The organism is Psychrobacter sp. VH5, assembly GCF_050572635.1.
Lineage (GTDB): Bacteria > Pseudomonadota > Gammaproteobacteria > Pseudomonadales > Moraxellaceae > Psychrobacter > Psychrobacter celer.
In genome coordinates, this window is the sequence record NZ_CP192145.1 from 1872930 (window position 1) to 1894554 (window position 21625).

Here is a 21625-nt window from a genome sequence, read left to right on the forward strand (position 1 = left end):
TGATAGCAGACGTAAATGGGTCTGACTGTTGCACGCCCAGATATCTTAAGCTAGAGTAGTTGCTACTGGTCAGCGGCCATGATACCTCATAATAAATAGCTGACACTTTTTGGGCATGCAACTTTTAGCACTCAACCATCGCCCAGACATCCTGTATCACTATACTGAGCACTCATATGACAACAAGCACGCAAACAACAAAAAAAACCGAGCACCACACCCCAAAAACAGCCACCAGCGATAGTATCTCGCCATTATTTGCAAAAGACTATAATGTCTATATTAACCATACCGATGCTGGCGGTATAGTCTACCATGCCAATCATCTGGTGTTTTTTGAAAACTGTCGCCGTGATTGGTTTGCCAAACTCGGTCTCAACGGTTATTTTTTACAGACAGATACAGGCGACGTGCAGCACTTTGTCGTCAGTCAAGCAGACCTACAATACAAACGGGCGATATTGTTAGATGAAGTCATCAGCGTACGTATCGATGACGTCGAGATAAAGCCTGCCAGCATTGTGTTTTATCAAAGTATCCATCGGCATCTGACAGATAGCGCAGCTAGCAGCAACGCCGGGCTATTAAGCCGTGGCAAAATTGTCATCGCCTGCGTGCAAAACCAGCTAAGACCGACACCAAATACTGGTGACAAGGACCATGCAGCCGATACCGCTGCTGCCAACGGCGCCCCCATGCGCCCCATTCGCGTACCTCAAAAGCTGCGGGCAGCCATTGAGCAAGCCGCCGCACGGCCGTCACCAATTCAGACACCAGCTACTCAATAGACAGCGCCCAGCGATGAGTGCCGACAACGACGATACTATCTTGGCATTTGAGCATATCAAGGTGCTGACTCATGGTAGTGATGGAGAAAACAAACGACTGATACAACAAGCCAGTGGCACACTATTAGCAGGACAGGTGACCGTCCTGACGGGTACATCTGGTAGCGGCAAGTCGGTACTACTACGGGTGTTGACAGGGCTTTTGCCCATCAGCGCGGGCACCGTACGGTTAAGACCCACGCACGAGCCGCCCCACGCCCGCTTTTGGGGCATACAAGATATCTCACCTACCAAATGGCGCGCTCAAGTCGCTTTGCTCGCGCAGCACCCTCAGCTGATAGAAGGCAGCGTGCTTGATAATCTGCAGCTGCCTTTCCAGTTGCGGGCGCATCAGCATCTATGCTTTGATAGCGATTGGCATACCGCCCAGCTCGCTTATTTAGGCCGAGGGGGTGATTTTTTGCACAAAGATGCCTATCACTTATCAGGCGGCGAGCGCCAGCTGGTCAACACCTTACGCTTACTACAACTAGAGCCGCGTGTCTTGTTACTAGACGAGCCTACCGCCGCGCTAGATGTCGATACGGCCGCGCAGCTGGTTGCGCTTCTCGCCGACTGGGTACAAAAAAGCAAACAACGCACGGTACTGTGGGTCACGCATGATACCCAAGACATCTTGCCATTGGCAGACCAGCATTGGCATATGCAAGCAGGCGTACTGACTAAAATCAGGTAAATGTAAATTCAATGAACGCATCAAAGGGTACATGTCTGCGTAGGCACAGCGGGCAGTAAAAATAAATGAACGAGCCAGCATACTTGGCTGACAAAGTGAGCTGCGATGAACACCAGCGACGATATGCAGATATTTCTCACATATGGCGACATTGCGCTCGCCAGCAGCTTAATCCTCATAGTATTGATGGTCTCTTGGCGTTTGCGTCTACATCTGACCAAGACACTATTGATGGCGGCGCTACGTACAGTCGTGCAGCTGAGCTTTATCGGTCTCATCTTAGCGTGGGTATTTGCGCGCGAGCAGTGGTATGAAGTTTTATCCATCTTGACCATAATGACACTGATTGCAGGAAGTGCGGCCAAAAACCGAGTCAAACGCCGCTATAAAGGCTTGTTTATCGATACGCTGCTTGCCGTTAGTGTCTCCGCAGTACTGGTGACAGCCATTGCCATCTTGGTTATTTTAGAAGTGCAGCCATGGTACACACCGCAATTTGTGATTCCTATTTTGGGTCTGATATTAGGCAACTCACTGACTGCCATCTCATTGACCAGTAACCAGCTGATCAATTCCTTTTATGAGCAGCAAGCGCGTATCGAGATGATGCTCAGCTTATCTGCGACGCCCTTTGAAGCTGTACATGAGCAGATACGAACGGCCATCATCAATGGTATGACACCGACGCTCAACTCTATGTTGGTGGTCGGCGTGGTGAGCTTACCTGGTATGATGACAGGACAGATCTTAGCAGGCGCTGATCCTACCCAAGCCATTCGCTATCAAATAGTCACCATGTTTTTGATCTGTGTGAGTAGCACATTGGGCTGCACCATCAGCGCCCTACTCACTTACCGCCGATTTTTCAATAAAAACCAGCAATTCTCGCTTCCTTGACTGCCAATTGCTGGCTTCTATTAGGGCGTGTCCTAAATTCAACTGATAGTCACCCAATTTACTCCATCAAGCCTCATTTTTTTTCATTATCCGTTCATTGTAATTGTCAATTATATATATAGTCGATACACTCTAAAAATGTCATAGCGCTACTGGGATGCTATTTTTAAACGTAGGTTGCGCAGCCTCTGAGAACGCAGCACGCAAGTAAAATTTATACCAGTAGCGCGTTTAAATCCATAACAGTTTTACATTCAGCTAACTATAGATAACTTCTCTGGTACAGGCTTAATCCACCTCATACTTTATGGCTGACGGTTAAATGAACTGATCAGTATCATATACCGTTGTTGCCTTGGCCGACATTCATGCTACTGTATTTCTGAAGTGTATTATTTTTTTGATGCCTTGGTTTTTATGCTTTAATAATAGCGCATGGTTTTCGCTGTCACTGAAGCAATCGATGATTACCATGCAACTTACCCTGTCATTCAAAAAACTGAGCAGCCAGTCAATAAATACGGATGTTGACGCACGCAGCGACAAACTACCTCTGTCAGCGCTGGTGTGTTTTATTGACACGGATAAGACTGCTTTGATACACCCTCCTACCCTATTTTGAAATTCAAGGACGCTGACTATGATGCCGAACAAACCTTGGCTTGCCAATTATCCCGATGGTGTACCTAAGACTATCAACCCTGATAGATATAGCAGCATAATGGAGCTGTACGAGGAATGCTTTGACCGCTTTCGTATGCACCCTATGAGTATCTGTATGGGTGTGACTCATACTTATAATGATGTGGATGAAGCCTCGTTGGCCGTCGCCGCATGGCTACAATCTCAGGGACTACCACAAGGCAGTGTGGTGGCACTGATGATGCCAAACGTGCCGCAATATCTGCCCACGATGATTGGTATCTTGCGGGCAGGCTATGTATGCACCCCAGTCAATCCACTCTATACAGGCCGCGAGCTGCGCCATCAGCTCAACGACTCAGGCGCACAAATTATCTTTGTGGTAGACAACTTTGCCCAAGCGCTCGAGCAGGTCATCGGCGAGACCAAAATCAAACGTATTGTCTTATCCAAAATGGGCGATATGATGGGGCTCAAAGGCATCTTGGTCAATACCATCATTCGCCAAGTCAAACGTCTGGTCCCCAAATACAAGCTCAACGACCCAAAGTATCAAGTCACAAAACTCCCTGATGTGCTCAAAAAAGGCAAAAACCTTCCCTTTCAAAAGCCAAAAATGTCACTTGATCAAAAGGCGTTTTTGCAATATACCGGCGGCACAACAGGATTATCAAAGGGTGCCATCTTATCGCAGCGTAATATCGTTGCGGCGGCGATGCAATCAGAGGCTTGGACCCGCCCTATCACCTCTGAGATCAATGAGGTATATATCAATATGGTCATGGCGCTACCGCTGTATCATATCTTTGCCTTTATGCTCAGCTTGCTCGGCATGCGCTCAGGTTATACCTTTATCTTAATACCCAACCCGCGCGACATACCAGGGTTTATCAAAACCTTATCAAAACAGCCATTTCATATCTTGCCTGCGGTCAATACGCTGTTTAAAGGCTTGCTAGATCATCCAGACTTTAAAGACTTGGATTTTAGCTCGCTACGTATCTCGCAGGCAGGTGGTATGGCGGCGACCGAACAAACCGCCACTCGCTGGCTTGAGACCACTGGCTGTGCGATGATCGAAGGTTGGGGAATGACCGAAGGCGTGGCGGTCGGTACGGCCAACGTTATCACAGATCGTAAGTTTAACGGAACAATTGGTGTGCCCGTCCCTAGCGTCGATGCCATTGTGATTGATGATGAGGGCAAGCGCGTCGGTGTAAACCAAGCAGGCGAGCTGTGCGTCAAGGGCCCTAACGTCACCTCAGGTTATTTAAACAGAGACAGCAGTGATGACTTTACCAGCGATGGTTACTTCCGTACTGGTGATATCGTCAGCATGGACGAAAAAGGCTATTTTAGACTGTTGGACCGTAAAAAAGACATGATTTTGGTCTCTGGTTTTAACGTCTTCCCTAATGAGGTCGAGTCTGTCATGTTGGACAGCGACGACATTGTCGACTGTGCGGTGATAGGTATCCCTGATGAAAACCAAGGTGAAGCCGTCAAAATCTATATTGTGCCAGCGAACAACAATGTCACCAAAGAAGCCATCAAAGAGTTTGCGCTAGACAATTTAACGGGTTACAAATGCCCGCGTCATATTGAGTTTGTCAGCGAGCTGCCAAAGAGTAACGTCGGTAAGGTACTGCGGCAAAAGCTGCGCGAAAAACACGACGCAGACCATCCAAGACTGTAAATACGTCATTGATAATAAGAACTTTATCAAAGCTTTATCATAGCGCCTTGCCTTTGCAGGGCGCTTTTATGTCAGCGGCCTTATCTTTAGATCTTTTTATTACTTACTATTGTTGATGCATGAATGATGGCTTATCTGTCTCGTTACTAGCTATTTATCCGCTTTGACCTCACAGAATTTTTACTCAATCTTTATTCTGTGTTATCGTCACTATTGACGAATCGCCTTCGCCAGCCACTTATCTCTATGATAAGCGGTCGCGCCAGACAACACCCTCACAGCTCATCCCTATTTGATGGCCATTTATCTTATTTCACTTGCAACACATCTTATTTGATTAATCAAATTTATATATGTACTAAGAAGTTCTAGTATAATAATATCGACTTACGTTGTAGTTGTGTTAATGTATTGCCGAAATATGTCACGTGCTATTCTGTTGCTTTAATTAGAGAAAACATTCCTTAAAACAACAGAATATCGTCGTTTTACCATATATATGTTTTATTTGACCTCGCATGACGGCGAGGTACACAATCAATCGTTTAACCCATTCAAACCAGCATTTTTGATCGTTAAACACCATTGTACAAAGGCCACCATATGTTAGCAGTCAGTAATAGATAGGATAGCACTCGACCATATCGCACTCAGTGATTGAGCGCATATCGTTGACAAGGATGTGACTACTTTCTTATAGAACCTTAACTTATATCAAAATTAAGGACGCTAAATATGACTACAGATAAGCCTTGGCTTGCTCATTATCCAGCAAACGTACCAAAGAGCATCGACCCTGATCAATACGACAGCCTCATCGAGCTATACGAGGAGTGTTTTAACCGCTTTCGTATGCACCCTATGAGTGTCTGTATGGGCGTGACACACACGTATGATGACGTCGACAAAGCCTCATTGGCCGTCGCCGCATGGCTACAGTCGCAGGGAATCCCCAAAGGTAGCGTGGTGGCATTGATGATGCCAAACGTGCCGCAATATCTGCCCACGATGATCGGTATCTTGCGGGCAGGCTACGTATGTACGCCTATCAACCCATTATACACTGGCCGCGAGCTGCGCCATCAGCTCAACGATTCAGGTGCGCAAGTTATCTTTGTGGTAGATAACTTTGCCCAAGCGCTCGAGCAGGTCATCGAAGAGACGGCCATTAGACGTATTGTTTTATCCAAAATGGGCGACATGATGGGGCTTAAGGGTATTTTGGTCAATACCGTTATCCGTCAAGTCAAACGCTTGGTACCTAAGTACAACCTCAATGATCCTAAATATAACGTCACCAAATTCCCTGATGTCCTAAAAAAAGGCAAGAGTCTACCGTTTCAGCCCTCAAAAACCAGCTTAAGCCAAACGGCTATCTTGCAGTATACTGGTGGTACCACAGGACTATCAAAAGGTGCGGTATTAACTCAGCGTAACGTCGTCGCTGCTGCCATGCAGTCAGAAGCATGGTATCGTCCGGTCACCTCTGAGATCAATGAAGTGTATATCAATATGGTCATGGCGCTACCGCTGTATCATATCTTTGCCTTTATGCTTAGCTTGCTTGGCATGCGCTCAGGTTATACCTTTATCTTGGTTCCTAATCCGCGCGATATGCCAGGATTTGTCAAAACCTTATCAAAACAGCCTTTCCATATTTTTCCAGCGGTTAATACTTTGTTTAAAGGCTTGCTGGATCAGCCAAACTTTAAAGACTTAGATTTTAGCTCGCTACGTATCTCGCAGGCAGGTGGTATGGCGGCAACCGAACAAACAGCGGCACGTTGGCTGGATGTGACAGGATGCCCGATGGTTGAAGGTTGGGGGATGACCGAAGGCGTGGCCGCTGGTACGGCCAATGTCATCACAGATCGTAAATTTAATGGCACTATTGGTATTCCTGTCCCGAGCGTCGATATTATCGTCGTTGGCGAAAACGGTGAGCGCCTAGGACCCCATCAGGCTGGCGAGATGTGTATCAAAGGCCCAAATGTCACCTCAGGCTACTTTAATAAAGACAACAGTAAAGAGTTTACTAGCGATGGTTACTTCCGTACTGGTGATATCGTTAGTATGGATGAAAAAGGCTACTTTACCCTACTCGATCGCAAAAAAGACATGATTTTGGTCTCTGGTTTTAACGTCTTTCCTAATGAGATTGAGTCTGTCATGCTTGACTGCGACGACATTGTCGACTGTGCGGTGATAGGTATCCCTGATGAGCATCAAGGTGAAGCGGTCAAAATCTATGTGGTGCCTGCGGACAACAATGTCACCAAAGAAGCCATCAAAGAGTTTGCGCTAGACAACTTAACGGGTTACAAATGCCCACGTCATATTGAGTTTGTCAGCGAGCTACCAAAGAGTAACGTCGGTAAGGTACTGCGGCAAAAGCTGCGCGAACAGCATCAACTCGACAACCCGCAAACGCTTTAGTCAAAGCGTCTAACACTGCGGATACTGCAGCGTAAAAAGCCCTCTATACAGATATAGAGGGCTTTTTTTGTCTATTTATATTTTTATTGTATTTGCGTTTTAAGTGAGATGCTAACTGAACTTATTGACCACCTGTAATGGCAGATGCTTCATCGCCTTACCCACCACCGACCACGGCAAGCTTGGTACACAGGCTTCTTCTACCTCAGCCTCAATGGCGGCAACGATGGCTTTGGTGCCCGTTTCGGCATTGACCTCAAACGGCAGCGGTTTGGCGTTTTCATTGATCTCGGTACGCACATAGCCTGGATAAATCGTAGACACCTGAATGGGCAGATTGGTAAGTAGCATATCAGCACGAATACCCTCTGCAAGATGCGCCAGCCCCGCTTTGCTTGCACCATACGCTGTTAGGTGTTTGGGCAAACCACGCATGGCCGACATACTAGAAATCACCACCAAGTGGCCGCTGTTTTGTGCGCGAAAGATATTCATCGCCGCTTCACACTGTGCCAGCGCGGATATAAAATTGATCTCGACTGTATGACGGTTGGTTTCAAAACGGCCTTTACCAATACGGCGGCTATCTCCCACACCCGCATTGACGACCACACGGTCGATACCATCGAAGTCCGCAGCAAAAGCATCAAACACTGAAAATATCTCGTCATAGTTGCTCACATCCAAAGCGCGATACTCGACCCGAATGTCCGGATACTCTGCCACTAGCTCTGAGGTTAAACGCTCTAGGCGATCGGTACGGCGCGCACAAATCGCCAAATTATAACCAAGCTTGGCAAAGAGTCTGGCCATCCCTTCACCCAAGCCTGAGCTGGCTCCTGTGATGAGTACGGTTTTGCCGCGCCCGACTTGTTGTTTGCTGCGTTTTTTTAGATACCGATCCGGGTATAGCGCGCTTAATATCTGCCGCTTGCGCTGCTCGGCATTTTGCTTGACGACCTTTAAAATATGATTTTGCATAGACAGTCCTTGATATCTTATAATGAAATAACGCTTGTTTTATCATCAGACAAGATAAGCGGATGATACGCGGCGATCATAGAGAATGGCATTCGTCCTTAGCCGCAGCCGCGAGCGCTGTTGTCCTACTATAGCGTATCCATGCCGTCAGATACCAGCTTACCGCCACGTCACAAACCCTTTGCCTGCTGAAAACAGGTGACTATACTCATTTAAAGACAGCAAACGCGTTCGCTCATTTTTAAACGTGATCGCCGTCACCCCAGTATTGACCAGACTTTTATTAATCTGATAAGCCGTTGAGCTGCCCTGCTTTAATAGCTGAGCTGTGATGGCCGCGATCACGCCACCTGAGGTAAAAACCAGCACCGTACTGTCACGATTTAGGCTCATATCCACCACTTTTTGTCGTACCTGCTCGAGCGCCAACTGGGCGCGGTCGTTGAACTGTGGCCAGCTCTCTAGATAGTCATCATCGCACTCGCCGCCATGCCAGCGCTGCATCGCTTGATCAAACAGCTCGGCCAAACGCTTAGATGGGACCTCTGCTTGCGCAATCTCGGCCGCGATTGCCGCGCGATTGCCAAAAGCTGGATGAGACTTCATCAAGACGTCTTGATGATTAAACTCATCAAACTGCGGCAAGACATGGCGATCCGTGTTGTCTAAGTCAATGGCAGATACGAGCGGCGGCGTTTGGTTTTGATCCCTGCTCGCAAAAGACTGATAGCGCTGCCAAAAGTGCCGCGCTGAGTCTTGCTGCCTGATCAAGCTGCCGGTAAAGATGGCATCGATATGGCGCTGGGTGTTTGCATAATGCTCACCTAACATCTGCGCCTGAATACCGCCCAGCTCTGAGAGCCGATCGTAGTTTGCTTGCCCAAAGGACGCCTGACCATGACGTGCCAGAAGTATGGTGGTCATAAAATGCTGCCTTTTGTTATTAATCCAACGGTATTTGTTAGCGGCGTATCAGCGCGTTACTCGTCCACCGATGACGACGTCTGGGTAAAGTAGCTTTTTGGTAAGATACTTTTGACAATTTTTTGTACAGGACTGGGTAGCTGTGCGATGGTAGCAGCATCGACGCCCATGTCTGCTAAATGCGGCTGCACGTGACTGGTAAACAACGCCTCGCCCTCATACTGAGCGATCAGCTTTAAGCACTTGGCATGCAAGACATGGACGATAATCCAAAAGTTTTTAAAGGCAGGGTTGGTGGTTTGTTTATGATAATAACGATAATAAATTTGCTGTACGATACCCGCTAAGCGAAACAACCCAAACACCTCATAAAACGTCCAGTTGTCTATCTGTAGACCCGTACGCTCCAGATAATAATCCACCACTTCCTCACGGGTCATCATGCCCTTTAAATGCGTGGGCTGACGGCGGGACTGCTGCATGATCATGTTATCGTCGGCTTCTATCCAGTAAGCCAAAGCACTGCCCAAATCCATCAACGGATCGCCCAAAGTCGCCATTTCCCAATCGAGCACACCAATGACTTTGGTTGGATCCGTGGCATCTAAGATCACATTATCAAAGCGCCAGTCGTTGTGAATCAAGCAAGTTTTACTATCGGCAGGTGTGTGCTTAGTCAGCCATTGACGCACCAACGCAAAGCTTGGCACATTGGGTGTTTTGGCTTTGACATAGCGCTTATCCCAGCCTGTTACTTGGCGCTCGCAGTAGCCCTCACCGCGGCCAAGCTCGACCAAGTCAGGATACGCGCTATAGTCTACTTGATGTAGATCAATCAAGGCGTCGATGACATTGGTGCATAATGCGCGTGTTTGCGCTTCATCTAACTCAATCCCTTTGGGCAGATTGGCACGCGGAATGATGCCTTCCATACGTTCCATGACATAAAAATCCGCTCCGATGACTGACTCATCGGTACATAGCGCCACCATATTTGGCACATAAGGGTAAGCGTCTTTTAAGGCTTTTTGTACCGTGTACTCACGCACCATGTCATGCGCCGACTTGGCTTTGGTGCCTTTTGGCGGACGACGCAAGATCAAATCTTGCTCTGCACCCGTGCCTTCATATTGTAGCCGGTACGTCCAGTTTGATGCGCCGCCTGAAAACTGAGTGACTGTTGGCTCGCCTTTTATATCAACGCCCTGCTCGCGTAGCCAGTCGCTGACCGCGTGAGCATCCAGCTCTTCGCCTTCGCGCACTGCGCCGCCTTTATCTAGGACGTTGCTCGGTGACTGGTCATCGTTGTCAGTAGAGTTGGCATGAGTATCAGTAGCCATAAGATGTTCCTTATCATGTGGTCAATTAAAGTAATCAATCATTACGGTAAGGTATCTGCATTATCGTCGCTTTGCGCCTTGTCTAGCACCATTTTAGCGATTAGCAGTGCCTATTTGTGAATGTTCAACACGTTATGAATGTGCAACGCGCCCTACTCTTATATTAAGATTTAGCAGGTTTCGACGAGCGGCCAAAACCTTGACGCTTTAGCTCAAGTTTGGCAATCATGGTTTTATGCACTTCATCAGGCCCGTCAGCTAGACGCAGCGCGCGAGCTTGTGCATAAAATGACGGCAACATCGTGTCTTGGCACACACCCATACCGCCATGGATTTGAATCGCCATATCGACCACTTCTTGTAATACTGTGGGTGCGACGACCTTTATCGCAGAGATTTCAGTGAGTGCCGCTTTGGTGCCTTGGGCATCCATTTTTTGCGCCGCGTATAGTGTCAATAAGCGTGCTTGGTCAATCTTAACCCGAGCATCACTGATACGCTCAAAGTTACCGCCCAGCTGGATTAGTGGCTTACCAAAAGCCGTCCGTGCCATGCCGCGTTTGACAGCCAGCTCCAACGACTTCTCAGCCGCACCGATACAGCGCATACAGTGATGAATGCGGCCTGGCCCTAAGCGGCCTTGGGCTATCTCAAAGCCCATACCCGGCCCGCCGATAAAGTGACTGGCTGGCACACGCACATCATTAAAGCTGACCTCTCCATGACCATGCGGCGCATCATAATCACCAAATACTTTGAGCATACGCTCGATTTTGACGCCAGCGGTTTTTGCCGGTACTAGTACCATCGAGTGCTGATGGTGACGGTCTTTATTCTCATCAGGGGTATAGGCCATGACGATTAATACATCGACTGCAGGATCACCCAGACCTGACGACCACCACTTGCTGCCATTGATGACGATTTCGTCACCTTCGACCACCGCCGTCGCTTGCATATTGGTCGCATCACTGGAGGCCACCTCCGGCTCGGTCATACAAAACACCGAGCGCGTCTTACCTTCTAACAACGGCGTAAGCCACTGGTCTTGCTGCTCTTTTGAGCCATAACGCCATAACAACTCCATATTGCCGCTGTCAGGTGCATTGCAATTGAATACATAAGGGGCCAGCAAACTGCGGCCCGTCAGCTCAGCGATCGGCGCATAGTCGGTGACAGACAAGCCAGCACCCAGCTCATCATCTGGCAAAAATAGGTTCCATAATCCAGCGTCACGTGCCTGCTTACGCAAGCTCTCGTATTTTTCGGGCCACTGCCATGTGCTCCAGTCACCATCAGGGTTTTGTGCATGACAATCTTGCCAAAACTGCGCTTCTATTGGCTCGATATGGGTCTCGATGAACGCTTTGACTTTGGCATACATGGCCTGACCATGTTCTGTTGCGGTAAACATCAGGGTTTGACTAGACATAGTGACTTCCTTTTCTCTACTTATGGTTAATGACTCTTATAAATTTCACATCGAAATTTTAATAAAACATTATAGTGTACGTACGTATACTCTGTTTTGTCCGCTACATTTATAACACAGTGATTATCAATAAACAGCAAAAAAGGCGCGACCAGCTAGGCCACGCCTTTTACAAAACACAAACACTTTATCAGTCAATCATAAAGCCTGCAGAGCTGAAGACTAAACAACCTTTTGATATTTCATGTTATTTTAGAATATTTAAACGACTGTTCGATTCAAAGCGCGCCAAGGCATCTGGCAGCTTGTCGAGCGCCACATGTAGAGTCGCCTCTGCTGCTTGCGCCAACCCCAGCTTTTCTGCGAGCGTTGGTTTTTGCCTTGAATGCAGGGCATACACCTCACTGTCTTCCATCCGTGCCAAGATATAGCTGTCGGAGGTTTGTAGCTCATCGACCAAGTTTAGCGTCAAGGCATCTTCGCCATACCAGTGCTCGCCTGTCGCGACTTTTTCTAAGTCTAGAGCTGGGCGGTAAGTGTTGACAAAATGCTTAAACAGCGCATGCGTCTGCTCAAGCTCTTCTTGATACTTGGCGCGGTCTTCGGCGTCGTTTTCTCCAAATACCGTCACGGTACGTTTGTAGTCGCCAGCGGTAAACATCTCATAATCGACATCGTGATTTTTGAGCCATTTATGAAAGTTTGGCAATTGAGAGACCACCCCGATCGAGCCGATCACAGCAAACGGAGCAGCCACCACTTTATCAGCCACACAAGCCATCATATAACCACCACTCGCCGCGACTTTATCAACACAGACAGTCAGAGTTAGACCGGCATCTTTTAGACGAACCAACTGTGCCGCAGCCAACCCATAACCATGCACCAAGCCGCCGCCCGACTCTAAACGCACCACTACTTCATCACCCTTGTTGGCGGTGCTAATCAGTGTGCTAATCTCTTCACGCAGATGCTTGACGGCTGTGGCCTTGATATCTCCATCAAAGTCCAGCACAAAGACCTGTGGTTTGCTTTCGTTGTTTTTTTTCTTATTTTTTGCCTTTAGCGCTTGTTTGGCTTTTTTTGCCATGGCTTTTTTGAACTGCTTGAGGGCGGCTTTGCCTTGTGTGGCCTCCATCAAATCTTCACGGCGCTGCTTTTGCGCTTCGTTTAGATGGCGTACTTTTAGCTCGATAGGGTTTTTGGGTGGATGAAATAGCATGATGGTCATTTCCTCAAGTCGGTAGATATGTCAGTAGATATAATGATAATGTTGCTGTTATTAATGTGCAGCTGATATGTGCCCGATTGGCTGTATTTTCAAGCACGATGACATTATTTAACGTAGATACTCTGGCAACCGCTAGTTGTATAACAATGCCAGATTAGGCATAATATGCGTTTACACCAAATTACTGCAGCCTGCGCGATGACCATTTGTCTGAATCGCGTATTTGTGCTTTTTTGCACAGTGCCTAACTGGCGCCATGCCAATGATGGCTGCATTATTATATTTCGAACTGGGCTGACAACTGGATAATTATATTATGACGCAAAGCACTATGACGCATAGCGAATACCGAGACGAATATTGCGGAGCCGTAACCGAAAGCTTACTTGAGCAAACCATCAGTGTCGTAGGCTGGGTACATCGTCGTCGCGATCACGGTGGCGTGATTTTTTTAGACATGCGTGACCGCGCCGGTATCTTGCAGGTCGTCGTCGATCCTGATACGCCAGAGGCATTCGCAACGGCTGATGCAGTACGTCCTGAATATGTGCTAAAAATCACTGGCCGCGTACGCCGCCGTTATGAAGGCACCGAAAACAACAATATGACCAGTGGTCAAGTTGAGCTGTTGGGCAAAGAGATCGAAGTACTGGCCAAATCTGAGACCCCGCCGTTCCCATTGAATGACGAAAATACCACGGTATCAGAAGACTTGCGTCTTAAGTATCGCTATCTAGATATGCGCCGCCCGCACATGCAAGAGCGCATGGTGTTCCGCGCCAAGGCCACCTCAGCGATTCGTCGTTATCTCGACGATCACGGTTTCTTAGATGTTGAAACCCCTATCTTGACTCGTGCTACGCCAGAGGGTGCGCGTGACTATCTGGTGCCTTCACGTACTCGCCCAGGTAACTTTTTTGCTTTGCCGCAATCACCACAGCTATTTAAGCAGCTGCTTATGGTGTCAGGATTTGATCGTTATTATCAAATCGCTAAATGCTTCCGTGATGAAGATTTACGTGCCGATCGTCAGCCAGAGTTTACCCAAGTAGATATCGAGACTTCTTTCTTAAACGAAGAAGAAATCATGAATATCAATGAAGGCTTGATCAAGCACCTATTTAAAACCATGCTTGATGTCGAGTTTGAAGACTTCCCGCGCATGACTTATGCCGAGGCGATGCGTGACTACGCTTCAGACAAGCCTGACTTACGTATTCCATTAAAATTGGTCGATGTGGCTGATTTGATGAAAAATGTTGATTTTAAAGTCTTTGCTGGTCCTGCAAACGATCCTAAAGGCCGTGTGGCCGCGCTACGTATCCCAGGCGGCGCTTCACTCAGCCGTAAGCAAATCGATGCCTATACCAAGTTTGTCGGTATCTACGGCGCGCGCGGTTTGGCTTATATTAAAGTTAATGATGTAAGCTTGATCAACAACGGCGTCGACAAAGAGTCTGGCCTACAATCACCTATCATCAAAAACATGACTGATGACGTCTTGGTTAGCCTTATCGAGCGTACTGGTGCAAAAGATGGCGACATTATTTTCTTTGGTGCGGACAAAGCCAGTGTGGTAAACGATGCCATAGGTGCTCTACGTCAAAAAATCGGTCTAGACTTAGACATGACTACGTGTGAGTGGGCGCCGCTATGGGTGACTGACTTCCCAATGTTTGAGCAAACCGATGACGGTCAATGGACGTCAATGCATCATCCATTTACCAAGCCTAGAGGCTCTGTTGAAGAGTTAAAAAACAACCCAGAGTCTGCGCTATCTATCGCTTACGATATGGTGTTGAACGGTACTGAGATTGGTGGTGGTAGCTTACGTATCAATACTTATGATATGCAGCAAGCCGTACTTGAGGCCTTGGGTATCGGCGAGCAAGAAGCAGAAGACAAGTTTGGTTTCTTACTTGATGCCCTAAAATTCGGTGCACCACCACACGGCGGTTTGGCGTTTGGTTTGGATCGTTTGATAATGTTAATGGTAGGCGCAAGCTCTATTCGTGATGTGATTGCTTTCCCGAAAACCAAAACTGCTGACTGCCCATTGACCCAAGCCCCTGCTGAAGTCGATAGCAAGCAGCTACGTGAGCTTGGTATTCGTTTGCGCGAAAAAGCACAAGCCGACAGCAATAGACCTGCTCAGTAAGCCCTCAGATAATGTTTAACTATTCTTTATCTGACGGACTACAGGATTCATCACTGCGTGAGTGGTCATGAATCCGTACCATATCTTTAAATACGTGCCACTGTCCGTCCTGCAGATAGTGGCACGTTTTGTCGCTTGGGTTATCATAAAGATACCCAGCTTGAGCATCATGCGCACCGTCAGTATCAATATGGCGCTGATTGCTGATTCTTTATCAGACCAGCAAAAACAAGCGCTGACTAAAGAGATTATCTATCATCAGTGCTTGACCAGTATCGAATCGATCAAAAGCTGGGCGATGCCGCCTGAGTGGAGCATCAAGCAGATACGCGATGTCCACGATAAAGACATTTTGTTAGAAGGTCTTGCCAGTCCAAACGGTATGCTGGCCATCGTCCCGCATCTGGGTACGTGGGAGATGATGAACGCGTGGCTCAATCAATTTGGCGCCCCGACTATCATGTATAAACCAGTCAAAGGCGACGTCATCAATGACTTCATCTTGCAAGGCCGCTCGCGGTTAAATGCCACGCTGGTACCCACCGATGGTAGCGGGGTCAAGGCTATCTTTAAGACTCTAAAGCAAGGCGGCTTTAGTATTATATTGCCCGACCATGTCCCTGATCCGTCAGGCGGCGTGGTTGTGCCTTTTTTTGGTATTGAGACTTTGACTAGTACCCTCGCCCCTAAACTTGCCAGTAAAACCAAATGCGCACTGGTCGGCTTATCTTGTATTCGCCGTGATGATGGGCGCGGATTTGATATTTATTGCTATAAGCTTGATGATCCAGCGCTGTATGATCGCGATGCAAAAACAGCAGCGCATGCGCTCAATCTGGCCATGCAGCACATGATTGAGGATAAATGCAGTCATTATACGTGGGGCTATCGGCGCTTTAAGCATATCCCTGAGCTAGACAACCCTTATACGGCTGACAAAAACGCTTTGGCAGACTTTATTCGTAGTAATAACCAACATCGTAAGCAGCTTGATGATGACAGGCAGAACGCTCATTGCACGCCCTGAGTCTTCGCCCGCAACAACCCTATAAAACGATAATACAATCTGTTAAGCAGTAGCAAATACCATAGACATTGGTTATGGTAATATAAATCAGTCGTCATCCTTGACGATACTGCATGACCGATACAACACGTACCTAAACTTTTATAAATCTACTCTCTACTGAACTTTAATATGAGTGCATTATGGCAACTGACATAACCCAGCCCTTATCAGACACCCTAACACAACCAGATTATACAGCCGAGCAGCGTTATGTCATCTGTATGAAATGGGGTGATAAGTATGGCCCAGAATACGTCAACCGCCTATACAATATGGTGAGCCGCCACCTGACATTGGACTTTCAGATGGTATGTCTGACCGATGACAGTACAGGTATTGACCCTGCCGTAAAATGCTACCCAATACCTGAGCTGGATCTACCTGCGGGCCCTGAGCGTGGCTGGAAAAAACTCACCACCTTTAAGCCTGAGCTGTATGATCTCAAAGGGGTGGCATTATTTTTAGACATCGATATCGTCATCGTTGATAATATCGATGGATTTTTTACCTATCAAGCAGCGCACTCAGACAGCGTCGTTATCATTCGTGATTGGAAAAAACCATGGCGCATGATTGGCAATAGCTCAGTCTATCGTTTCAAAGTGGGACAAAACACCTACCCTGAATTACTGGCAAACTTTGAGCGCAATTTTGAGACCATTCGCACGCAGGTGCGTCATGAGCAGGCTTATCTATCGAACTATCTGCGCGAGCATCATCATTTAGAGTACTGGGATAAAGACTGGTGCGTGAGCTTCAAATACCAATGTATTGCTCCTATTCCATTCAATCTGGTACGTGCCCCGACCCTACCTGAGGGCGCAAAAATCGTCATCTTCCATGGTGAGATTAATCCGCCCGATGCCATCAAAGGCGGCGGCGGCAAATGGTACCGTCATGTAAAGCCAAGTCCATGGCTTGAGGAGTATTGGCAGTAGTGGTGACGAATTTGTACTGAACGGTTTAAAATACATAACGGCAAAGAACAAACGCATCACAGCATATCAATACTCGAGGAAAACAATGAAAGTACAGACCTACCTAATCAACCTTGATGGTAGCCATGAGCGCTTAGAGAATGCCAAACAGCAACTCGATAGCATCGATTGGATTTTTGAGAGATTTCCTGCTTTTGACGGACGTGGCAAACCACTGTCTAGTTTTGAGAATTATGACGATCAGCAAGCAAGACAAGCGCTCGGTCGTAGCCTGTTAAACTCCGAGATTGGTTGCTATCTTAGCCACTATCATTGTGTATCGGCATTTTTAGAGAGTGATGCCGACTACCTAATCGTTTTAGAAGATGATATGCAGCTATCTGATGACTTTAAGAGCGTGACCACACAGCTGTTAGATTTTTTGTACACCAATAAAAATCTAGAGTGGCATGTAATCAACATTGCCGCTAATAAAAAAAAGCTAGCAAAAGATATTACCCAAATTAATAATCATACTTTGTGGCATGCTTATTATTTTCCTATTTTAGGCCTAGGCTTAATATGGTCTAGAAAAGGGGCAGCAGAGTTTATAGAAAAAGGCAAGACGATTACCATGCCAGTTGATGTGTTTTTTCAAAACTGGCTCAGCCAAAACGCTAAAGGTTTGGGGGTTTGGCCAGCGTTGGTCACGCCCACGGATATGGAAAGTGATATTTGGAGTGAAGCAAAAGCAAAAAACATCCAACGCAAAGAGCTGGAGAATAGAGACTGGTCTTATAGCCTAAAAAAGAAAAAAAGAATACTGCATAACAAAAGTATTGCCATCAAAAACTCATATTCCCATAAGTAGCCCTTATATGAAAAGTATCGTTATCAGCCTTAAATCTGCTATAGACCGTAGGCAGCATATCATCCAAGAGTTCCAAAACCATCATATTGATTTTGAGTTTTTCGACGCTTTGACGCCAGATATAGCGGCATCATACGCCAAAAACTTGCCAATCAACTTAAAAAACAGCAGCCTTACAGGTGGCGAGCTTGCGTGTATGATGAGTCATGTCTCAGTTTGGCAAAAAATGATTGATGAGCAGATACCTTATCTGGCAATCTTTGAAGACGATGTTTATTTGGGCGAAGATGCCGAGCTTTTATTAAATTCATCTGATTGGATAAATCCAGAGTGGCATATCGTTAAGATAGAAGCCTTTACCAAAAAGGTTTTTGTATCGTCTAATAGGTATCCTATAGAGTCAACGAATCGGTATATAACTCAACTAAAGGGCGAGAACTTAGGAACGGCAGGCTATATCCTTAGTTTGCACGGCGCACAAAAGTATCTAGACTATCTTGCTCATCATCAACTACGACCACTTGATGAGCTGATGTTTGATGACTTTATCGCTTGCGGCTCAGAACCTGTATATCAGATGATGCCTGCTTTGTGTATACAAGAGATGCTTTTAAACAAAGAAACTCCAGCGCTCCCTAGTGCACTTATAAAAGAGCGTAAAGATCGCATGCACTCGGAGAAAAAAACAGGCTTATACAAAGTTAAAAGAGAGACTTCTCGGCTGATGCGTCAAGCAAAAAAAACATTGTTTGCTAAAGAGCTAATATTTAAATAACCCATCAGCAATACAGTCATTACTCAATCATTACTCAATAAAAAAAGATAGACTGGTACAAATTTTTCTTGCAGGCTGTGCCTGCTCCGCTTGATGCGGCAAGAGATTTATTCCAGTCCCGCTGTATCCTCTTTATATTGATCTAACTGTATATAAAAATCATATAAAAATCGATTCAATTATCATTATGGCCTTTTTTGTGGATATATCTTATGTCAGATAAAGATTCAACACCATCGGTAGCCATACTTTATATTGCGACCGGTCGTTACACTGTTTTTTGGGAATACTTCTATCAGTCAGCTGAGAAGTTTTTACTCCCTGATTGTGATAAGCATTATATATTATTTACTGATAACACAGAGCTATTGAGTCAACAAGGCCATTATTCTAATGTTACGATGATTGAACAAGAAGCGCTAGAGTGGCCTTACATAACTTTAATGAGATATGAAATATTTCTAAAATCTTCTAATCTTTTTACAGGTTGTGATTATACTTTCTTTTTTAATGGTAATACTGAATTTTTAGCCTATATATATAAAGACGATTTATTACCACTAAAAAGGCAAGAGAACTTAACCTTCTACCTCCAACCACATATATTTCATAAGAGGCGAGATAAATTCCCATACGAGCGTAACATTGATTCAAAAGCCTATATACCTTATGGCAAAGGATCGTTCTATTTTGCGGGTGGCATCGTAGGTGGCAATACAAAAAACTTCTTAGATATGTGTGACATTCTAAACAAAAATGCAAAAATAGACCTTGAGAACAATATAATTGCTAAATGGCATGATGAAAGTCATCTGAATAAATTTGCTTTAGATCGTGATGATATTAAGGTGTTGCCGCCTTATTTTACTAAAGGTGAAAATGAATATTGGAAAAATACCTCTAAACTTATGTTTTCTGATAAAACCCATTACCGTTTTGGTGGCCATGCTTATTTGAGAAGCGAAACAAACGAAAAAATCACCCCGTCAGAGTGGAAAAAAAATAATGCCAAACCTCGTAGAAGATTCACCTATCGATTTAAACAATATTTCAAGTCACTTTTTTTTAGATAGTGAAGGTTATAAGCAGCTTAAAAAAAAGAAGAAAAAGCCGTATCGTTATTTATACAACTTAACCACACCGCGTAGTAAGCGTAAAGCACTGGAAAAAAAGGTGGATGTTGAACAGCAAAACCAAGTGGCTAAATCTTGGGAGGCTTTTATTGAGCTATATTACAATAATAAACTACAGAACTTTTCATTAAAACCAAAAAAAAAATTTGGTCATGAGAAAATAATTTGGCAATACTGGGGACAAGGCTTCTCTGAGAACACACTGCCAGACTCAGTGCAGCTATATTTCAAGTCAATAGATAAATACTGTGCAGACTATAAAATCATTCGATTAGATGATGAAAACATACACGAATACCTAGACCTACCTCCCTTTGTATGGAACAAAAAAAATCTTGACGGCTTCAAGCCCGCATTCTTTGCAGATTTATTACGCTTGGCATTACTCGATGTTTACGGTGGTGTTTGGTTAGATGCAACAATTTATCTGACAGCTCCTCTACCCAACATGCTAAAAGATAATGATTTCTTTATGTATCAGCGTGATCAAAGTGCACAAAATAAACAGCATTGGCATCGTTTTAATGGCTATTATTTTAATTGGAATAGTAGCCATAAAGTAAACCTTCTCAATAGTGTCATTTTTGCTCGTAAAGGCAACCCTGTCATCCATACTTGTTTAGATTTACTGTTAAACTTTTGGCAGACTCAAGAATACATACCTCACTATTTCTTTTTTCAGATCTTGTTTGATACACTTATTACAGACAAACTTGCACAGCATCAATGCGCTATTGTAGATGATACTAAACCACACTTACTCGTTTCTGTATTACAGAAGACTTTTGATAAATCCGAATACCAAGACATTATTTCGCAATCAAGCATTCATAAAATGTCCTACGTTAAAGAGACAAAATCCGGATCTTATTATGAATACTTATTGAACAATACTTAAAAATTTCCAATAAACTCATACCTTATGACTTTTATGCTAATAACTGAGAACTGTTATGCTCTTTACTCATAATCTAAAAAAAATAGATGCAGGCACTCAGAAAGATATCTACGAGCATCCCTCTGAAACCAACAAAATCATCAAAATCATGAAGTCTGAGCATGCGACGCCTGATGGCGGTAGAGCTGGGCAGCATAAACTGCGCGCGCATAGATCCCAAGGCATCTATAGGCAGTTTCGTAGAGAGCTACTACAGTACCTGCAGCTTTGTAAAAGTCATTATGGAGCGTTGAAGTTCACCTTCCCTATCGAGACGGTGTACGGTTTTGTTGCGACAGACCAAGGACTAGGTCTGGTCACCGAGAGAGTCACTTCACCTAGTGGTCGGGCCTTCTCAGTCTATGATCTGGTAAAAGAAGGGCTGTTTACTGACCGTCACGCGGCAGCATTAGATCAGTTTTTTGATGAGTGTTGTGATATGCACGTGGTATTTGGAGAGGTCAATATTGCTGGCATTATGTACACCGAACAGCGACAAGGGAAACCAGAGTTTGTATTGGTCGATGGTATTGGCGAAAAGCTTATCATACCTTTTCGATCAATGAGCAAGACCATCAATACACGAAACATAAGAAAAGTCGAGCGCCATATAAAAAGTCAAATTCCTTTTTATCAAGCTACCGATGTTTAGAGTGATAAAA

Annotated in this window: 18 protein-coding genes; 13 read left to right on the top strand and 5 right to left on the bottom strand. The window is 45.5% G+C overall.

The window, feature by feature from the left end; translation table 11 throughout:
• Positions 1-176 precede the first annotated feature (176 nt).
• From ACNFVB_RS07885 to ACNFVB_RS07905, 5 genes are all read left to right on the top strand, one after another.
• Positions 177-788 carry a thioesterase family protein gene (locus ACNFVB_RS07885; protein WP_430737114.1) on the top strand — a complete coding sequence of 204 codons (612 nt, stop codon included), beginning with the start codon at positions 177-179 and terminating at the stop codon, positions 786-788.
• A gap of 13 nt (positions 789-801) precedes the next feature.
• Positions 802-1524, top strand: a complete 723-nt coding sequence (locus ACNFVB_RS07890; RefSeq protein WP_430737115.1) for an ABC transporter ATP-binding protein — start codon at positions 802-804, stop codon at positions 1522-1524.
• A 105-nt stretch (positions 1525-1629) separates the two neighbouring features.
• Positions 1630-2421, top strand: coding sequence for an ABC transporter permease (locus ACNFVB_RS07895; RefSeq protein WP_430737116.1), 792 nt, complete (start codon positions 1630-1632; stop codon positions 2419-2421).
• Between the two features lie 640 nt (positions 2422-3061).
• Positions 3062-4759: an AMP-binding protein gene (locus tag ACNFVB_RS07900; protein ID WP_430737117.1), complete on the top strand. Its 1698-nt coding sequence runs from the start codon at positions 3062-3064 to the stop codon at positions 4757-4759.
• Positions 4760-5494: 735 nt separating this feature from the next.
• The gene (locus tag ACNFVB_RS07905; RefSeq protein WP_430737118.1) at positions 5495-7195 is read left to right on the top strand and encodes an AMP-binding protein; all 1701 of its coding nucleotides are present in this window, start codon (positions 5495-5497) and stop codon (positions 7193-7195) included.
• A gap of 111 nt (positions 7196-7306) precedes the next feature.
• On the opposite strand, the gene ACNFVB_RS07910 is transcribed toward ACNFVB_RS07905, so the two are convergent.
• From ACNFVB_RS07910 to sohB, 5 genes are all read right to left on the bottom strand, one after another.
• Positions 7307-8176: an SDR family oxidoreductase gene (locus tag ACNFVB_RS07910; RefSeq protein WP_105245963.1), complete on the bottom strand. Its 870-nt coding sequence runs from the start codon at positions 8174-8176 to the stop codon at positions 7307-7309.
• Positions 8177-8335: 159 nt separating this feature from the next.
• On the bottom strand, positions 8336-9100 hold the full coding sequence (locus ACNFVB_RS07915; protein WP_430737119.1) for a histidine phosphatase family protein: 765 nt from the start codon (positions 9098-9100) through the stop codon (positions 8336-8338).
• Between the two features lie 56 nt (positions 9101-9156).
• On the bottom strand, positions 9157-10440 hold the full coding sequence (locus ACNFVB_RS07920) for a phosphotransferase family protein (protein WP_430737120.1): 1284 nt from the start codon (positions 10438-10440) through the stop codon (positions 9157-9159).
• Positions 10441-10603: 163 nt separating this feature from the next.
• On the bottom strand, positions 10604-11854 hold the full coding sequence (locus ACNFVB_RS07925) for an acyl-CoA dehydrogenase family protein (RefSeq protein ID WP_430738503.1): 1251 nt from the start codon (positions 11852-11854) through the stop codon (positions 10604-10606).
• A gap of 265 nt (positions 11855-12119) precedes the next feature.
• Positions 12120-13094: a protease SohB gene (sohB, locus tag ACNFVB_RS07930; RefSeq protein WP_430737121.1), complete on the bottom strand. Its 975-nt coding sequence runs from the start codon at positions 13092-13094 to the stop codon at positions 12120-12122.
• A 340-nt stretch (positions 13095-13434) separates the two neighbouring features.
• Between sohB and aspS the strand changes: the two genes are divergently transcribed.
• From aspS to ACNFVB_RS07970, 8 genes are all read left to right on the top strand, one after another.
• Positions 13435-15261 carry an aspartate--tRNA ligase gene (aspS, locus tag ACNFVB_RS07935; protein WP_430738504.1) on the top strand — a complete coding sequence of 609 codons (1827 nt, stop codon included), beginning with the start codon at positions 13435-13437 and terminating at the stop codon, positions 15259-15261.
• A gap of 67 nt (positions 15262-15328) precedes the next feature.
• Positions 15329-16288, top strand: coding sequence for a lysophospholipid acyltransferase family protein (locus ACNFVB_RS07940; RefSeq protein ID WP_430737122.1), 960 nt, complete (start codon positions 15329-15331; stop codon positions 16286-16288).
• A 182-nt stretch (positions 16289-16470) separates the two neighbouring features.
• The gene (locus tag ACNFVB_RS07945; RefSeq protein WP_430737123.1) at positions 16471-17268 is read left to right on the top strand and encodes a glycosyltransferase; all 798 of its coding nucleotides are present in this window, start codon (positions 16471-16473) and stop codon (positions 17266-17268) included.
• A gap of 85 nt (positions 17269-17353) precedes the next feature.
• A complete protein-coding gene (locus ACNFVB_RS07950) occupies positions 17354-18118 on the top strand; it encodes a glycosyltransferase family 25 protein (protein ID WP_430737124.1) in 765 nt (254 codons plus the stop codon).
• 7 nt (positions 18119-18125) lie between these two features.
• Complete coding sequence (locus ACNFVB_RS07955; protein ID WP_430737125.1) at positions 18126-18893, top strand: glycosyltransferase family 25 protein; 768 nt, start codon at positions 18126-18128, stop codon at positions 18891-18893.
• Between the two features lie 212 nt (positions 18894-19105).
• Positions 19106-19966, top strand: a complete 861-nt coding sequence (locus ACNFVB_RS07960; protein WP_430737126.1) for a glycosyltransferase — start codon at positions 19106-19108, stop codon at positions 19964-19966.
• Positions 19899-20924, top strand: coding sequence for a capsular polysaccharide synthesis protein (locus tag ACNFVB_RS07965; protein ID WP_430737127.1), 1026 nt, complete (start codon positions 19899-19901; stop codon positions 20922-20924). Before ACNFVB_RS07960 ends, ACNFVB_RS07965 begins: the two co-directional genes overlap by 68 nt.
• A 55-nt stretch (positions 20925-20979) precedes the next feature.
• Positions 20980-21615: a YrbL family protein gene (locus ACNFVB_RS07970; protein ID WP_430737128.1), complete on the top strand. Its 636-nt coding sequence runs from the start codon at positions 20980-20982 to the stop codon at positions 21613-21615.
• Positions 21616-21625 lie beyond the last annotated feature (10 nt).

Coding starts and splice junctions, on each gene's coding strand:
- ACNFVB_RS07940 (WP_430737122.1), top strand. CDS start 15,329: ATGAATCCGTACCATATCTTTAAATACGTGCCACTGTCCGTCCTGCAG.
- ACNFVB_RS07895 (WP_430737116.1), top strand. CDS start 1,630: ATGAACACCAGCGACGATATGCAGATATTTCTCACATATGGCGACATT.
- ACNFVB_RS07945 (WP_430737123.1), top strand. CDS start 16,471: ATGGCAACTGACATAACCCAGCCCTTATCAGACACCCTAACACAACCA.
- ACNFVB_RS07915 (WP_430737119.1), bottom strand. CDS start 9,100: ATGACCACCATACTTCTGGCACGTCATGGTCAGGCGTCCTTTGGGCAA.
- sohB (WP_430737121.1), bottom strand. CDS start 13,094: ATGCTATTTCATCCACCCAAAAACCCTATCGAGCTAAAAGTACGCCAT.
- ACNFVB_RS07900 (WP_430737117.1), top strand. CDS start 3,062: ATGATGCCGAACAAACCTTGGCTTGCCAATTATCCCGATGGTGTACCT.
- ACNFVB_RS07885 (WP_430737114.1), top strand. CDS start 177: ATGACAACAAGCACGCAAACAACAAAAAAAACCGAGCACCACACCCCA.
- aspS (WP_430738504.1), top strand. CDS start 13,435: ATGACGCATAGCGAATACCGAGACGAATATTGCGGAGCCGTAACCGAA.
- ACNFVB_RS07920 (WP_430737120.1), bottom strand. CDS start 10,440: ATGGCTACTGATACTCATGCCAACTCTACTGACAACGATGACCAGTCA.
- ACNFVB_RS07970 (WP_430737128.1), top strand. CDS start 20,980: ATGCTCTTTACTCATAATCTAAAAAAAATAGATGCAGGCACTCAGAAA.
- ACNFVB_RS07960 (WP_430737126.1), top strand. CDS start 19,106: ATGTCAGATAAAGATTCAACACCATCGGTAGCCATACTTTATATTGCG.
- ACNFVB_RS07910 (WP_105245963.1), bottom strand. CDS start 8,176: ATGCAAAATCATATTTTAAAGGTCGTCAAGCAAAATGCCGAGCAGCGC.
- ACNFVB_RS07890 (WP_430737115.1), top strand. CDS start 802: ATGAGTGCCGACAACGACGATACTATCTTGGCATTTGAGCATATCAAG.
- ACNFVB_RS07950 (WP_430737124.1), top strand. CDS start 17,354: ATGAAAGTACAGACCTACCTAATCAACCTTGATGGTAGCCATGAGCGC.
- ACNFVB_RS07925 (WP_430738503.1), bottom strand. CDS start 11,854: ATGTTTACCGCAACAGAACATGGTCAGGCCATGTATGCCAAAGTCAAA.
- ACNFVB_RS07965 (WP_430737127.1), top strand. CDS start 19,899: ATGCCAAACCTCGTAGAAGATTCACCTATCGATTTAAACAATATTTCA.
- ACNFVB_RS07955 (WP_430737125.1), top strand. CDS start 18,126: ATGAAAAGTATCGTTATCAGCCTTAAATCTGCTATAGACCGTAGGCAG.
- ACNFVB_RS07905 (WP_430737118.1), top strand. CDS start 5,495: ATGACTACAGATAAGCCTTGGCTTGCTCATTATCCAGCAAACGTACCA.